Below are 14,642 nucleotides of genomic sequence, written 5' to 3' on the forward strand. Positions count from 1 at the left end.
TAAGATTGAATCTATACTAAAACGTAACTATTCATCGTAAACGGTGGTTTTGTGGCGTTATTTAAGAAAAGTGCTGATGTTATCGAAGATACATCCCATAAGCCTAAACAAGGCATTTGGAAGGTGGCTATTATTGATGATGAACCTGGGATCCATGATGTCACTCGATTTGCGTTAAAAAATCTGACCTTAGATAATCGAGTCTTGCAGTTCTACTCCTGTTACAGTGCTGCTGAAGGTTTAACATTATTTCAAACTGAATCAGATATCGCCTTGGCCTTTATTGATGTCGTCATGGAAACGGACCATGCAGGCTTAGAGCTAGTCCAAAAAATTCGCACTGAATTAAATAACCACAGTACCCGCATCATTTTACGTACGGGTCAGCCGGGGCAAGCACCTGAAGAGCAAGTTATTCGGGATTTTGACATTAACGATTATAAAGCTAAAACAGAGCTCACCGCGGCTCGGCTTAAGTCTTGTGTATACACCTCATTGCGCTCCTATCGCGATATAAAAATTATCGAGCAAAGCCAAAAGGGGATGGAAAAAGTGATTGCTGCCTCCACCTCTGTACTTAAGAGCCATACATTGCATAACTTTGGTAGTGCAGTGCTCGAACAGACCTTGCAGCTGCTCAATCTCGAAAGCTCGGCTCTTTATCTCACGAGTTATCATCAAGACCTTTACCTCGATACTCAAATGAATCTGCTGGCCGCCACGGGAGATATGATCAGTTACTTTGAAGGTGGTAGCGTTGAGACTCTGCCAGGGGATGTGCGTGAACATATTATTGAAGCGATAGCGCTAAAAACGTCGCTGATCCGTGAAAATATTTATGTTGGATTTTATGAGCTTAGTGGCCATGTTACCAGTATTTTATATTTACAACACAACACTAAGTTAACGGATTTTCAAGTCAGCATTCTTGAGCTATTTGCGGCAAATGTGAGCTTAACCTTTGAGAATTTGTCGGGCCGCGAAAATGTGCAGCAGACACAAAGGGAGCTAATTTTAATCATTGGAGATGCCATTGAGCAGCGCAGTAAGGAGACTGGAGCCCATGTGCGCCGCGTAGCGCGCATGACAGAAATGCTCGCGATTGCTATTGGTATGAAGGCAGACTTTATCGAAACTATTCGTTATGCGGCGCCTCTTCATGATGTAGGCAAAATCGGTATCCGTGAGAGTATTTTGCATAAGCCCGGTAAACTCGATGCCGAGGAATGGGCGATTATGCAAACCCACGCAGAGAAGGGTTATAACCTGTTGGTTGGCTCAAATCGTATTATTGCCAAAATGGGCGCTAGAATTGCTTATACTCACCATGAACGTTGGGATGGGCAAGGTTATCCCCGTGGGCTATCGCAGGAAGACATTCCTATTGAAGGTCGCCTGATGGCGATTGTTGATGTGATTGATGCTTTGCTTTCCAAGCGAAGTTACAAAGAAGCATGGTCTGTTGAGGCGGTGCGCGAGTACATCTTAGCGCAATCGGGTAAACAGTTTGATCCCATGTTATGTGAAGCAAGCCTTAATTTGTTAGATGTGTTTGCCTCACTACATATTCATATTCCGGATGAGCCACTATGACCCGAATGCTTGATCGAATTTTATTTGATGTCAGTAAGTCTCAGGTTATTGATGAGGGTGATCTCATTCAAGCATCACAACTTATCGTGAGCTCAATTTGTAAGGGATTACAGATCTCTCGGGCGGGCATTTGGTTGTTGAGTCCGGATAATCAGAGCATCACTTGTTATTATTCACTCGACAATCAACAGCCGCAAGAAGCGTTAGTGCTCACTCGCGCGCAGTTTCCCCATTACTTTAGCTTGCTCGACAATGAGCGCACAATTGTCGCCAATAAGGCGCAAACGGATCCCGCCACTAAAGAATTTGTCGAAACCTATCTGAAACCGAATCAGATCAGCTCTTTGTTGGATAGTCCTATTCGTCACCACGGCAAAATGGTGGGGATTATTTGTTCTGAACATCAGGGCGAGGCGAGGGAATGGACTCGGGATGAGAAGGCCTTTGCCTCGGCACTGGCCGACCTTTTTGGCCGAGCCATGAGTGCTAAAGAGATCATTGAATATCAGCAACAGCTCAAGCTCATTAATACCGATCTTGAGCATAAAGTTGAGCTGCGCACCGCAGAGCTTGAAACGGCATTATCGACTTTAAAATCAACCCAAAAGCACTTAATTGAAAATGAAAAAATGGCAGCCTTAGGCAGCTTAGTCGCCGGTGTTGCCCATGAAGTGAACACCCCCCTTGGCATAGCTGTCACATCCGTGACCCATTGTTTGGATGAGTTATCCCTATTGAAAGGACTCTTTGAGAAAAACGAGCTTGATGAGGATAAATTTGTCAGCTTTATCAATACAATGCAGGATGGTTTATGCTTAATTGAGCGTAATCTTTCCCGTGCTGCAGAACTGGTGCATAACTTTAAGCGTACTGCTGCAGACCAATCGATACTGGAACGCGAGCGCTTTAATCTGAAGAATTACATTTTTCAAATATTTAGTTCATTAAAACCCTTGATGCGTAAGAAAAATATCACTTTAAAAGTTGAACTTGACGATAATATTTTTATTGATTCTTACCCCGGTGCGATCGCACAAATTTTCACTAACTTAGTCGCGAACAGTTTTCGCCATGCTTTTCCCGATGATTTTGTCGGTGATAAGCAAATTGTGATAGTAGTTGAAAAAATGGCTTCGCAGATCAAGATGATTTATGAAGATAATGGTGTAGGCATGTCAGATGAAGTGAAAGCCAAAGCATTCGAGCCCTTTTTTACCACCGCAAGGCAGAGTGGTGGAACAGGTTTGGGGATGTCGATTATTTATAATCTGATCACACAAAAACTGAATGGTAATGTGTCACTCTTCTCAGCGCCTAATCAGGGGTTACGTATTGAGATGCTGATCCCTGAAAGTAGTAAGGGTTGAGATAGGTTAGTGTCTTCTTATATGTTACATAAAGTAAAAGACGAATTTAAATCTTACTGAGCCAAAATGGTATTTAGCTTTTGCGGTTTAATATTCTGTAGTGTTGTTTTTCTTGCATTAACAGCCAACAGCCCTGTTATCCATTCTTCCTGCTCGCGACATTTTGTATGCTACAATCTTGGCACTTCAACATGGCTTATCAATCCTAGATATTTCAATGAGAAAAGGCATTTTACTGGCGGGCGGTACTGGCTCGCGTCTTTATCCTATGACGCAGGTTGTCTGTAAGCAATTACTGCCCATTTATGATAAACCAATGATTTATTACCCTTTGGCCACTCTGATGCAGTCTGATATACGGCATATTTTGATCATTTGTACTCCCCACGATTTACCACTGTTTTATGCATTACTCGGTGATGGTAGTCATTGGGGACTTAAGCTGCAATATGCCGAACAAGCCTCTCCGAAGGGATTGGCTGAAGCACTCATTATCGCCGAGCCATTTTTAGCGGGTGATGCCTGTGCGCTTATTCTAGGGGATAACCTATTCTATGGTCAGCACTTAACGGTAAATTTGCAACATGCTTGGCAAGGCCAATCTGGGGCGACCGTTTTTGGTTACCATGTGGCGAACCCTAACGCTTATGGTGTTGTTGAGTTCGATGACACGGGTAAAGTGCTTTCTATCGAAGAGAAACCTCTGCAGCCTCGTTCACGTTACGCTATGCCTGGCTTGTACTTTTTTGACGGCAGAGCTGCAACATTTGCAGAAACGGTTTTACCTTCGGCAAGGGGCGAGTTAGAGATTGTCGATGTTATCACTCGTTACTTAGCTTTGGGAGAGTTACGGGTCGATATTCTAGGGCGTGGGACGGCTTGGTTAGATACTGGTACGCCTGATGCCATGGCCGAGGCGACACAATTTGTTGCTGCCATTGAGAAACGACAAGGGCTAAAAATCAATTGTCCTGAAGAGATTGCATTTCGCTGCGGTTGGATCAATGGGCGGCAGTTAGCGCAATTGGCTCAGCCTTTACTCAAGAGTGGCTATGGTGAGTATTTGCTCGGTTTACCCGATAAGCAGGTATTTGATGAAATGTAATGAAACTGAATTAGCCGAAGTATTGGTGTTTGAACCCCAAGTGTTCGGTGATGAGCGTGGTTTTTTTAAGGAAACGTTCAGGCAATCCTATTTTGATGCTTGTTTCACTGCAAGAGGACTTGAGCCTCCCGTATTTGTGCAGGAAAACCAGAGTCGTTCGCAACACAATGTTCTGCGAGGCTTGCATTTTCAACGGCGAAAACCGCAGGGTAAATTGGTGCGGGTCTGTGCAGGGAGCATTTTTGATGTTGCCGTCGATATTCGGGCTGACTCGGCCACCTATGGAAAATGGGTTGGGCGAGTGCTATCGGCAGAGAATCATCTGCAAATGTGGATCCCACCGGGCTTTGCGCACGGTTTTTATGTTCTCAGTGATTATGCTGATGTTATTTATCAATGTACCCAATATTATGATCCTGAAGATGAAAGCGTTTTAGCTTGGAACCGTGCTGAGTTTGCCATTGATTGGCCATTAATCGCCGCACCGATTTTATCCACCAGAGATAGCATCGCCAGCACACCCCCATAAAGCTAATCACTGCTTGTATTAAAAGGAATGATTGAGTCGTGAGTTAATTTGGCAGTGCAAATTAACTATTGTAAGTTAGTCCTAATGGCAGAAAACAAAACGGGCAAGAATTATCTTGCCCGTTTTGAGGTTTAGCTGCGTACTAACTATTTAATGGGGTCTACACTGGGTCTGGTATACCAAGGTGACCGCGCATCAGTCATATCAAATAAATTGTATTTACGACCAAGCATTTGGCCACCGTCACGGGTCAACGGCATCCAAGAGAGGAAGCCACGACTTTGAGTCGGTTTAATGGTCATTAAATCGAATGGGATCGAAATATAGAATCCCTTGGTAAAGCTACCTTCACCGTATTCTTCTGCTGACAAGTCAGTCTTAGTCGCAAATGCACCGACGATAACGCCACTATCAAATTGTTTTGAGAAATCGACAGTTACGCCTTTATCTTCGGTAAGATATTGGCCTGCACTGATTTTTAGCAAGGTATTCGGGAACCACTTTGGCTGGTAATAAGCCGTTGCATGTCCAGTCACTACACCTGTTTGTACCCGATATGAACTGCCTGTTATAGGATCGTATTGATGCTCATCCTCGAAGAAACCAAACATACTGTCAGGATCTCTTTGTTTCGCATAATTCACATCAAAACCGAATGCCCACTCACTGTTTAGCGGTCGATAAAGGAATTCAGTACCTACTCCACCATACATCATCTCTAAATAACCACCATAGGCTTGATAGGAGATGTTATCGCTTAGATTATCCATCCAAGTTAGCTGTAAGTTAGTCGCTCTGACTGTTGAGTCATGGACATATTGACGAATGAGCGTTCTTACGCGTTTTAAGTCGGTACCATCAGGTGGAACATCGTACAAAAATTTATCGTAGTTATCATAGAGATTCAAATAAAGTGATCCCGAAAGTTCCAAGCGATCATTAAATCGATACGCTGCACTGCCAGTAACACCTATGTTGAACATATAGAAACCTTCTGAACCACCGAAGGATTGCACCATAGTGGGGGCAATATCAAAACTTAATTTATCCAACCAATCCTCATGGGATTGGGTTACTAATGTTCCTTGAGGCGACCTTGGTACACTGATTTCTGTGCTATCCGCCATATCTGCATTGATATAACCATAGGTAGCTACTTGAGCGAATTTATCAGCGTCGATACGTGTCTCTGTTATCGGCTGCTTATAACGGGTTTCAATAAGACGATATTCAGTAATTATCTGCTTGTTCGTGTTATTTGCCAGTATCGTCGCCGCTCTATGGTGGGCTTCTTTACGGTCCATATACTTTACTTGATCTGCAACCACGGTCACGCTGTGATTATCAAGATAGATTTTTGGATTGTCGTAACCAGCGATAGTACTAAGCTCAGTCGCTACTCTGTCCCAATCAGTTTGGCTGGGCATTTCAGCGTTGATAGTCGTGTTTGTAACCGGTTCTGACTTTGATGACTCAGTTGTTACTAATGGCTGAGTTGTTACCGTTGGAATAGCCGTATCGGTAGAGGATTGTGCTGTTTCTTCTGTACCTTCATGCGTTACTCTTTTACCCGACATAGGTACTGCTGCTATAGGTTTATATTTCTCTGCAGGAGTATCACGTTTAATTTGTCGTAAGTCATTGAAGTTAGTTTGCAGGCTAACACCTAACGTCCAAGTATTACCACGCTCATAGCTTAGGTGGAAATCACTCCAGCTCGTTGCACGGTAGAGTAAGCCATAGTTAAACTTACTGTCTTGTGGCATATCGACGCCACCGAAAGTGACTGGGAAATCTGCTAGATAATCATTGCCATCATATTCTACTTTTACTCGTAAAGGTTCCCACGGCGTTTGATATTCAATACCACCATATAATGCCGCACAGCCTTTAAACCAACGTTGATAGTCGACAGTTCCACCTTTTCCTCCAAAAGATGTGTCTCGCTCACAATTGTCATTAAGATCTTTTTTATCCGAAGTCAGGTTACCGCTATTTCCTATATAGCCCCAGCCTATGCCTAAGGTAAAGTCGACTGGCCCAACACGTTTAGTCGCCGCAATAAACTCGCCATCAAATAAGCCTGTACCACCAAAATCTCTGATGCCGATAGAAGTTTCTGGTAACCAGTAACTTTCTTCCACTAGACGGACTTTAAAGTCGATACCTTTATCAGTGTACTTGGTGTTACCGCTGAAACTCGGATCGGCGCTGTAAAGTAGATCTTGTACTTGGGTATAACGAACCGTGGTTTCAAACCAAGGGAATAATTGCACTGAAGCCGAAAAGTGTTGGTATTCGTCGTTATAAGACGTTGCAAAATTAAACTCACCCTCAGGAGCCATACGCCCTGTAGGCATTTGCATTAATCCTACACCACCAAAGTCCGATTGTGAGGCTAAGAGTGGAGGATAGCTAAATTCATCGGCTTGGACATGGAATAAAGGGAAAAGAGCCAGAGCAATAGCTGAAAGTTTACTTAACGTAAGATTAGAATGGGTAGCGTTATTCATTACAGAGCCCGATTCCTTAGTAATTCAATAATATTGGCGTTCAATGTGCTGTAGTCTTCTACTAAGTCTGAAAATTCAACATAAAGCACAGCTCCTGGAGCAATATCTTGCGCTTGAGCATTCCAATAGGCTATTGGTTGTTTTAGTGCTTTACCATCTGGTTGAACTATCCATACGAAGCTATTATCAGCGTTTTCTAATGGAATCGCTTTCGCTAAATACTCTTTACTATTCTTATTGACTTGCCATTCAAAACTTCCCGCTTTAGCTACCGCACCCATGACAAGTACTGTCGTAGGTCTCTGAGGTAAGATAAGTTCGAAACGGCCATCAATTAGAGGGTTGTATGAGTCATTTATCCTAATTAGATCAGGATGTAATGGCTGCATTACGCGCTGTCCGAGCTTGATTTGTCGTAAAAACTGCGCAAGTTTTGCAAGCTTTGCTGTATAGATACTGTCATCTGCAGCTTGACCCATTTGTGCTAGTTGGGACAGGGTTTCTTTGCGCTTAGCTTCTAAAGCGGCAATGTTTTGGATATCGAGTAGTGCTGCACCCAACCAATAAATAGGGGTTATCTCTTTATGATTGTTTTTATTATGTATTTGAAGTTGTTGCAAGCCGTCCAGTACTACTTTATCAAGACGAATCGATGTTGGATAAAGTAATTCAACTTGTGCATCTTGGTTTGACGACGTTGTAACTAACAATTGGGTTTCAGCCTGAGCTACTGTCGCTAAAACAGAACTGACCAGTAGCGCTAAGGGCATTAAATAGGATCTCATTGGGACTCCACTAAGACGCAAATGGCTTGAGTAATGTAATTTCGATAAAAGGCTGATTAGGGGCAATTTTTTGACGACTCTTAATCACATGACCTGTTTCTGGTGTTAGCCAAAATTCATTTTGATACTGAATATTGAGATTATCTACCGAAACTGATTCAAGGTAATGTAGCGCTTGGGTTGGAGTATCGTTGATGAGAATGTTTTCTTTAGCAATAAAACTAAAATGTGAATTTACGTGGTAGCCAAAGTGATATCCGGGTTGCCAATCAATCGTTCGAGTCCATGTTTTGGGAGTGCTATCTAAATGTAAGCCTAAGAGTATAGGATCTGGCTCATTGCTTTCTACTGCAATTAAATCACCTGTTAATAGGTTGCTCGTCCTAACCAATCGTCCATTTATTGTTACTAACATGGCTTTATCTGCAGAGAGCCATTTTAACTCTGTTATTGCAGGAGTCGGTGGCAGCGTTAAGGTGAACTTAGGCTCTGCAAGTGCAAGTACAATGAACGCTTGAGGTATACCATCGATTCGAGCATAGATACTGGCATAGGGGATATTATTAACTTGCTGTTCCGACAATTGAGTATCTTTGTCACCGATAAAGGCTAACTTCAAAGTATCGTTAAGTGCGCTGATTCTTTGGCTACAAGCGGTTGTGTTTACTAACACAATCGAGATTGTCAGTAGTGACAGTAATTTTTTATATATACGCATCCGAGTTGCTTATTCTCAATTAGGATTAAATAGCGAATTTAAAGAGGTATCAGACAGATTTCAAGTTATGAAATTAACTTTGTAAACACTCAAAAAAAACAACCGCCCATAAGGCGGCTGTTTAGAAGCATACTAACAATAGCTTAGTTACCAGTGCCTGTAGTTGTACCTGTGCCAGTACCTGTGTTGGTAATTGGGTTACCATCAGAACTGTTAGAGATAACAACTGCGCCAGCAATTGCAGCAGCAGCAGCTACGCTACCAGCAACGATAACACCTGTACTAGTGCTTGCAGCAGTACCAGTACCGGCAGCTTCGCCTTCAACTGCATTTGCAGCCATAGAGCTGAATGCTGTCATTGCAACGATAAGTGCTAGTGAAGTTTTTTTCATCGTGACTCCCTTTTTGAAAAAATGTGCATGATTTTTTGATAATCTAGTACAGCATAGTAAGCGATGCAAACAAAATTATCAATGTTAAATCGATCTTCTTGCTCATGCGAAAGTTTGAATTTCGGCACTAATATTCAAGCTATATCTATCCATTTGGCATGATTTTTAGTGAAGAAACTGATTAAGTCGTTAGCTTATTTTAAACAAAAGAAATCTTTAAGTTCATCGATTTGTTCCATGGCATCTTTATAGCCTAAGTCGATTAAAGCGCTGGTATAAGTTTTTTCGAAGAGTAGGTAGGACACAATACTTGAGTCTGATTGCCTGTCTATACCGATGAAGCCGAGTAAGGTTTTGACGGCCCATGGCATGTCATCATAGAAGCGGGCAGCAATTTTGCTGAGATCTTCGCTAGGTTTGATGACTAGGGCCTTAATCGGATGCAAGGCGAGTTTGTTACGGCTTGACTCAGGAATCAGGCTTAAAGTGTTATTGATCCTTTCTAGTCTCTCAAGGTCGCTATTTAAGGTATCTGAAAAGATGGTATCGAGCAGATGACCCGCTATGGTCGCCGTTTTTGGGTGATATTCTAGTTCCATAGGAAAGTGCTTGTGCGGGCTCTCTAAGTTAATAACTAAGAGTTTTTCTGCGCCTAAATGAATAGGGCTTGAGAGCGGTGCTAGCTGATGGACTGAACCATCGCCATAATAGGCTTGGTTGAGTTTAATGGATGGAAATACCATAGGGATTGCCGAACTGGCGAGTAGGTGCTCGGTATTGAGCATGATACGTTCGCCACTGCGACGGGCACGGGTCCAGTTTTCGATTTCTTTCGCGGCTTGGAAAAAGGTCACTGAGCGAGAGTTATTATAACAAGAGGCATCCACACTCAGCGCTGTCAGTGAGCCATTACGGATATTACGGTCTATACGTTTAAAGTCGATGAGCTCATTGAGTAAGCCTCTTAGCGGATCATTATCGAGCAGACTGCCTGCATCGGTATTGACCTTATCATCTTGCATGCCTTTGAGGGCCATTTTCGTTAGATGGCTGAGAACGCCTGTGATCGAAGCTCGGTAGACTTTTCGGGTTTCAAAATGGCGCCAAACCCATTCGAGTTTTCTGACGCCTAGGTGAAAGCAAGAGGCATGGGTCGCGATAGCGGTGCCATTGATGGCACCCGCAGAGGTTCCGCAAATAATTTTAAAGGGAATACCATGATTGCGTGGATAAAGCTGGACCAGTGCTTTTAACACGCCGACTTGGTAGGCCGCCCTAGCGCCGCCACCGCCTAAGACTAATGCAGTTGATGTAGGCAATCTTCAGACTCAATTTATTGTTTTAATAGTTTTATTAAAGCAACGCCCCTCTATAAAAAGCAAGTCGGTAGACTCAATTAGTTGTAAATTTCGATTTATCGTTTATTCGATTGCTGGAACATTTCGCTTTAGACAATTAATCCGCTGTAACTTTGGTCGTTTTGCTGAGGCCAAAGCAATGCTCCGATGTTGGAAACTCACCCGTCCTCACTTCTTGGGCATATTGGGCGCAGGCCTTAGTGATCAATGGTCCTAAGTCGATATAGCGTTTAGCAAATTTAGGCGTGTAGTCAGAAAATAAGCCTAAGATATCCTCAGTCACGAGCACTTGACCATCGCAGGCGGGTGAGGCGCCAATGCCTATGACTGGGATTGAGACTCCTGCCGTCACTGTGCGCGCCGCGAGCTCGGATGTGCCTTCAATCAGTATGCTAAAAGCGCCTGCTTGCTCAAAGTCTTTCGCTAAACTAACGAGGGCTTCGATGGCGGCAGCATCCCTTGCTTGGGTTTTAAATCCACCCAATTGATTCACGTGTTGCGGCATTAATCCTATGTGTGGCATTACAGGGATCCCTCGCTGGGTTAAAAAACGAGTGGTGTCGAGCATCTCTGCGCCACCCTCGAGTTTTACCGCCTGCGCGCCTGTGCGTATTAATACTTGGCTGGCATGTTTGAAGGCTTGCTGAGGCGATTCTTGATAACTCCCAAAGGGCATATCGATAATAACGCAGGCATGTGCTGCGCCGCGAGTGACAGCAAGACCATGATTAATCATCATTTCTAAGGTGACCCCGAGTGTAGAGTCTTGCCCATAAACCACCATGCCGACGGAGTCGCCGACGATAATCATATCCACATGGGGATCGATAATTTCTGCCATCGGCTTTTCATAGGCGGTGAGGGCAACTATGGGGGTTTTACCTTTCATTTTTTGTAATGTAACGGGCGTTACGCGATTTTTATCCATGTGGATACTCATGTCATCTCCAATTTATTCAGTCTGATATGACATGTTAGCGTTTGCAGCTTTGGCTTGAGCTCGATAGATTGACTTAATGTCTAGATAAAAAGACACTTATTTACAAAAGGTGCTTCTAAACAAAGAGGCGCTTCTATACGGAAGAGGCTCGATAATACGAAAAGAAGCTTCGATATAAAAATCACCTTGGGCGATAACACCTTGAATCAAGTCACTGACACTCATTTATCCCAGCAGCATATTACTCAGCACACGCAGGTCGCACCTTCACGTTTAGCCGCCGCAGGGCTAAGTGCCTCCATCATGTTGCTTAAACGAACACTCAAGCCGTTTGAACATGTGCAGCGCCATAGTCATTCCTGGGGACAGGTCATTTATGCCAGTCAAGGTGTGTTGAGTGTGATCACGCCTGCTGGGCGTTACATTGTGCCGCCTGAGCAAGCGGTGTGGGTGCCTCCCTTTGTCGATCATGAGGTTATCGCGCTAGGTCAGGTGCAATTGAGTAGTCTGTATTTGGATGAAACCCGGATAGGCGGGTTTCCACCCGACTGTACTTGTTTGAGTGTGAAGCCTGTTTTGCAGTTATTACTGCAAGAGGCTAATGCCTTAGTGAAGAGTGAGGCTGGGCTAATTGATCCCGATTTTAAGGATAGCGTCATGCGGCTCTTGCTGGTGATCCGTGACTTTATGGTACTCGCCCCTAAGGTCGCCTTGGATTTACCTTATCCTAGGGATAAAAAATTACTGCGCATTACCGAGGCTTTGCTTGCCGATCCAAGTGAGCAACGTACTTTGGTGGATTGGCAGCGGGAGGTCGGTGCCTCGGCCCGCACGTTAGCGAGATTATTTAAACAGCAAACAGGGCTGAGTTATAGCCAATGGTTGCAAAGGCTTAGATTGCAGGTGGCGATTCAAATGCTCAGCCGAGGTGAATCTGTGCTCACTACAGCGTTATCCTTAGGTTATGCCTCGGGTTCAGCCTTTGGTTATATGTTTAGGCAGTTGATGGGCGTCGCTCCGAGTCAGTACCTGTTAGCGCAAAATACCTTGCCCAAAATACAGCGGTAAACAGCCGCATATAAAAAGTCATGTTGCGAGCCAATGTGAACGATGAAGGTCAATAAAAAGTCCAATAAAAAACGCACTTAAGCTGGGCTCAAGTGCGTTTCGTTTTTGATCTTCAGCTTGTCTACATTTCGCGTTAAGGCTTAGCCTTTAACTGCGTTTTTCAGGAAGTCGAGCAGTTGATCGAATGGAATATCTTGTTTTTCACCTGTGCGGCGGTTTTTGTATTCAAATACGCCAGCATCGATATTGCGATCGCCAATCACCACTGTATGTGGGATACCAATCAGTTCCATATCGGCGAACATCACACCTGGACGCTCTTTACGATCATCCAATAACACTTCGATACCCGCTTCGTTTAAGTCTTTGTATAACTGCTCGGCGATATCGGTGACGCGGTGCGACTTGTGCATGTTCATTGGCAGAATACCCACGCTAAATGGCGCAATCGCTTCTGGCCAAATGATGCCACGTTCATCGAAGTTTTGTTCGATGGCTGCTGCCACGATACGGCTCACGCCGACACCGTAACAACCCATCAGTAGCACCTGTGACTTGCCATTTTCGTCAAGTACAGTTGCGTTCATCGATTTAGAGTAGTTAGTGCCCAGTTGGAAAATATGGCCCACTTCGATACCGCGTGCCATAGCATAAGTGCCGGAACCATCAGGTGTTGGTTCGCCTTCGACTACGTTACGGATATCGGCAACTTGCGCTGTCGGCAGATCGCGTTCCCAGTTGATACCAAAATAATGTTTATCATCAACGTTAGCACCGGCGGCAAAATCGCTCATGACGCTAACGCTGTGATCGATAACGATAGGAATTTTAAGACCGATAGGGCCAAGTGAACCAGGACCTGCGCCAATGGCGTCACGGATTAGGGCTTCTGGCGCCATTTCCAATGGTGATGCTACTAAATCTAACTTGTCGGCTTTGACTTCGTTGAGTTCATGGTCGCCACGAACGATTAACGCCACTAGCGGAGCGGCTTCGGTTGCACCGACTACGATCAAGGTTTTGACCGTTTTAGTGATATCCAAACCAAACTGCTCAACTAATTCCGCAATGGTCTTCGCATTTGGGGTATCGACTAAACGCAATGCTTCAGTGGCTGCGCCGCGTGGCTCAGTTGGCATAGGTGATTCGGCTTTCTCAATGTTAGCCGCATAATCGCTACCCGTTGAGTAAGCAATTAAATCTTCACCGCTTTGCGCTAGCACGTGGAACTCGTGTGACATGCTGCCACCGATTGAACCCGTATCAGCTAAAACTGGGCGGAAAGCTAAGCCCATGCGCGATAGAATGTTGCTATAGGCTGTGTACATAGCCTCATAGGTTTCATTCATGGTATCGACGTCAAGGTGGAAAGAGTAGGCGTCTTTCATCAAGAATTCGCGTGAGCGCATCATGCCAAAACGTGGACGAACTTCGTCACGGAATTTGGTTTGAATTTGGTAAAGGTTCAGTGGTAATTGCTTATATGAGCTGACTTCTTTACGAATGAGATCCGTGATCACTTCTTCATGGGTTGGCCCCAGTACGAAGTCGCGATTGTGACGATCTTTAAAGCGTAACAGCTCGGGACCAAATTTTTCCCAACGACCTGTTTCTACCCACAAGTCTGCCGGTTGCACCATAGGCATTAGAATTTCAATTGCACCGGCTTTGTTCATTTCTTCACGAACAATGGCTTCGACTTTACGTAGTACACGTAAGCCCGTGGGGAGGTAGCTATATAGGCCCGACGCATTACGACGGATCATGCCCGCACGTAACATTAATTGATGACTAATGACTTCTGCGTTGGCAGGAGTTTCTTTCTGTGTTGATAGCAGGTACTTGCTGACGCGCATTACCGATGTCCAAATTTGAGTTGAATGGTCGCCATTTTATCACCTGCTTTGGTGATGTCACCTAGGGATTTAGGTTAAATTCAACTAGCTGGGAGATAAATAGCATTTTTTGATGCTGGATAACGGATAACGGATAACGGATAACGGATAACGGATAACGGATAACGGATAACTGTAGTGGCACACTAATTTTGGCCACCTAAATAGAGGTGATATTATTACCTCGTAGATGACTTTAGGTGAACACATGAGATCGACAACCAGAAAAACATTTAGTGCTGAATTCAAACTTGAAGCAGCCCAATTAGTCCTCGATAAAAACCATAGCATCATCGAAGCTGCAAAGGCGATGAACGTAGGTAAGTCCACTATGGATAAATGGGTGAGACAGTTAAAACTAGAACGCCAGGGTGGCACA

13 protein-coding genes are annotated in these 14,642 nt (G+C 44.2%); 6 read left to right on the plus strand and 7 right to left on the minus strand.

Translation table 11 applies throughout. The features are described 5' to 3' along the window. Positions 1–51 precede the first annotated feature (51 nt). From L5M17_RS16065 to rfbC, 4 genes are all read left to right on the plus strand, one after another. Positions 52–1,593, plus strand: coding sequence for a DUF3369 domain-containing protein (locus L5M17_RS16065; protein ID WP_263148494.1), 1,542 nt, complete (start codon positions 52–54; stop codon positions 1,591–1,593). Further along, positions 1,590–2,960: a GAF domain-containing sensor histidine kinase gene (locus L5M17_RS16070; RefSeq protein WP_263148495.1), complete on the plus strand. Its 1,371-nt coding sequence runs from the start codon at positions 1,590–1,592 to the stop codon at positions 2,958–2,960. Before L5M17_RS16065 ends, L5M17_RS16070 begins: the two co-directional genes overlap by 4 nt. Before the next feature lie 217 nt (positions 2,961–3,177). After that, positions 3,178–4,065 carry a glucose-1-phosphate thymidylyltransferase RfbA gene (rfbA, locus tag L5M17_RS16075; RefSeq protein WP_263148496.1) on the plus strand — a complete coding sequence of 296 codons (888 nt, stop codon included), beginning with the start codon at positions 3,178–3,180 and terminating at the stop codon, positions 4,063–4,065. Continuing rightward, a complete protein-coding gene (gene rfbC, locus L5M17_RS16080) occupies positions 4,055–4,594 on the plus strand; it encodes a dTDP-4-dehydrorhamnose 3,5-epimerase (protein WP_263148497.1) in 540 nt (179 codons plus the stop codon). The genes rfbA and rfbC overlap by 11 nt, the downstream gene beginning before the upstream one ends. Before the next feature lie 146 nt (positions 4,595–4,740). On the opposite strand, the gene L5M17_RS16085 is transcribed toward rfbC, so the two are convergent. The 6 genes from L5M17_RS16085 to panB form a co-directional block, all read right to left on the minus strand. Beyond that, on the minus strand, positions 4,741–7,107 hold the full coding sequence (locus L5M17_RS16085) for a YjbH domain-containing protein (protein ID WP_263148498.1): 2,367 nt from the start codon (positions 7,105–7,107) through the stop codon (positions 4,741–4,743). Continuing rightward, positions 7,107–7,892 carry a capsule biosynthesis GfcC family protein gene (locus tag L5M17_RS16090; RefSeq protein WP_263148499.1) on the minus strand — a complete coding sequence of 262 codons (786 nt, stop codon included), beginning with the start codon at positions 7,890–7,892 and terminating at the stop codon, positions 7,107–7,109. Before L5M17_RS16090 ends, L5M17_RS16085 begins: the two co-directional genes overlap by 1 nt. 10 nt (positions 7,893–7,902) lie before the next feature. Next, entirely contained in the window at positions 7,903–8,610 is a 708-nt protein-coding gene (locus L5M17_RS16095; RefSeq protein WP_263148500.1) for a YjbF family lipoprotein, read from the minus strand. Positions 8,611–8,753: 143 nt separating this feature from the next. Continuing rightward, the gene (locus L5M17_RS16100) at positions 8,754–9,002 is read right to left on the minus strand and encodes a hypothetical protein (RefSeq protein ID WP_028761135.1); all 249 of its coding nucleotides are present in this window, start codon (positions 9,000–9,002) and stop codon (positions 8,754–8,756) included. Between the two features lie 194 nt (positions 9,003–9,196). Further along, complete coding sequence (locus tag L5M17_RS16105) at positions 9,197–10,321, minus strand: patatin-like phospholipase family protein (protein ID WP_131523125.1); 1,125 nt, start codon at positions 10,319–10,321, stop codon at positions 9,197–9,199. 136 nt (positions 10,322–10,457) lie between these two features. Then, positions 10,458–11,300 (minus strand): 3-methyl-2-oxobutanoate hydroxymethyltransferase, encoded by an 843-nt coding sequence (gene panB, locus L5M17_RS16110; RefSeq protein WP_219250903.1) that lies wholly within the window; start codon positions 11,298–11,300, stop codon positions 10,458–10,460. 186 nt (positions 11,301–11,486) lie between these two features. Here panB and L5M17_RS16115 point away from each other — a divergent pair, with 186 nt between their 5' ends. Continuing rightward, positions 11,487–12,368 (plus strand): helix-turn-helix transcriptional regulator, encoded by an 882-nt coding sequence (locus tag L5M17_RS16115; protein WP_317629598.1) that lies wholly within the window; start codon positions 11,487–11,489, stop codon positions 12,366–12,368. A gap of 140 nt (positions 12,369–12,508) precedes the next feature. Here the strand turns inward: L5M17_RS16115 and L5M17_RS16120 are convergent, their stop codons facing one another. After that, positions 12,509–14,224: a proline--tRNA ligase gene (locus L5M17_RS16120; RefSeq protein WP_263148502.1), complete on the minus strand. Its 1,716-nt coding sequence runs from the start codon at positions 14,222–14,224 to the stop codon at positions 12,509–12,511. Positions 14,225–14,471: 247 nt separating this feature from the next. On the opposite strand from L5M17_RS16120, the gene L5M17_RS16125 reads away from it, so the two are divergent. After that, on the plus strand, positions 14,472–14,642 hold a 171-nt coding region (locus tag L5M17_RS16125; protein WP_263148087.1), incomplete at its 3' end, for a transposase.

The organism is Shewanella sp. SW24 (genome assembly GCF_025653395.1).
In the GTDB taxonomy this organism is placed as follows: domain Bacteria; phylum Pseudomonadota; class Gammaproteobacteria; order Enterobacterales; family Shewanellaceae; genus Shewanella; species Shewanella oncorhynchi.

Excerpts from the sequence above, each read along its gene's own strand:
- L5M17_RS16070 (WP_263148495.1), top strand. The coding sequence starts at position 1,590 with ATGACCCGAATGCTTGATCGAATTTTATTTGATGTCAGTAAGTCTCAG.
- rfbA (WP_263148496.1), top strand. The coding sequence starts at position 3,178 with ATGAGAAAAGGCATTTTACTGGCGGGCGGTACTGGCTCGCGTCTTTAT.
- rfbC (WP_263148497.1), top strand. The coding sequence starts at position 4,055 with ATGAAATGTAATGAAACTGAATTAGCCGAAGTATTGGTGTTTGAACCC.
- L5M17_RS16085 (WP_263148498.1), bottom strand. The coding sequence starts at position 7,107 with ATGAATAACGCTACCCATTCTAATCTTACGTTAAGTAAACTTTCAGCT.
- L5M17_RS16090 (WP_263148499.1), bottom strand. The coding sequence starts at position 7,892 with ATGAGATCCTATTTAATGCCCTTAGCGCTACTGGTCAGTTCTGTTTTA.
- L5M17_RS16095 (WP_263148500.1), bottom strand. The coding sequence starts at position 8,610 with ATGCGTATATATAAAAAATTACTGTCACTACTGACAATCTCGATTGTG.
- L5M17_RS16100 (WP_028761135.1), bottom strand. The coding sequence starts at position 9,002 with ATGAAAAAAACTTCACTAGCACTTATCGTTGCAATGACAGCATTCAGC.
- panB (WP_219250903.1), bottom strand. The coding sequence starts at position 11,300 with ATGAGTATCCACATGGATAAAAATCGCGTAACGCCCGTTACATTACAA.
- L5M17_RS16120 (WP_263148502.1), bottom strand. The coding sequence starts at position 14,224 with ATGCGCGTCAGCAAGTACCTGCTATCAACACAGAAAGAAACTCCTGCC.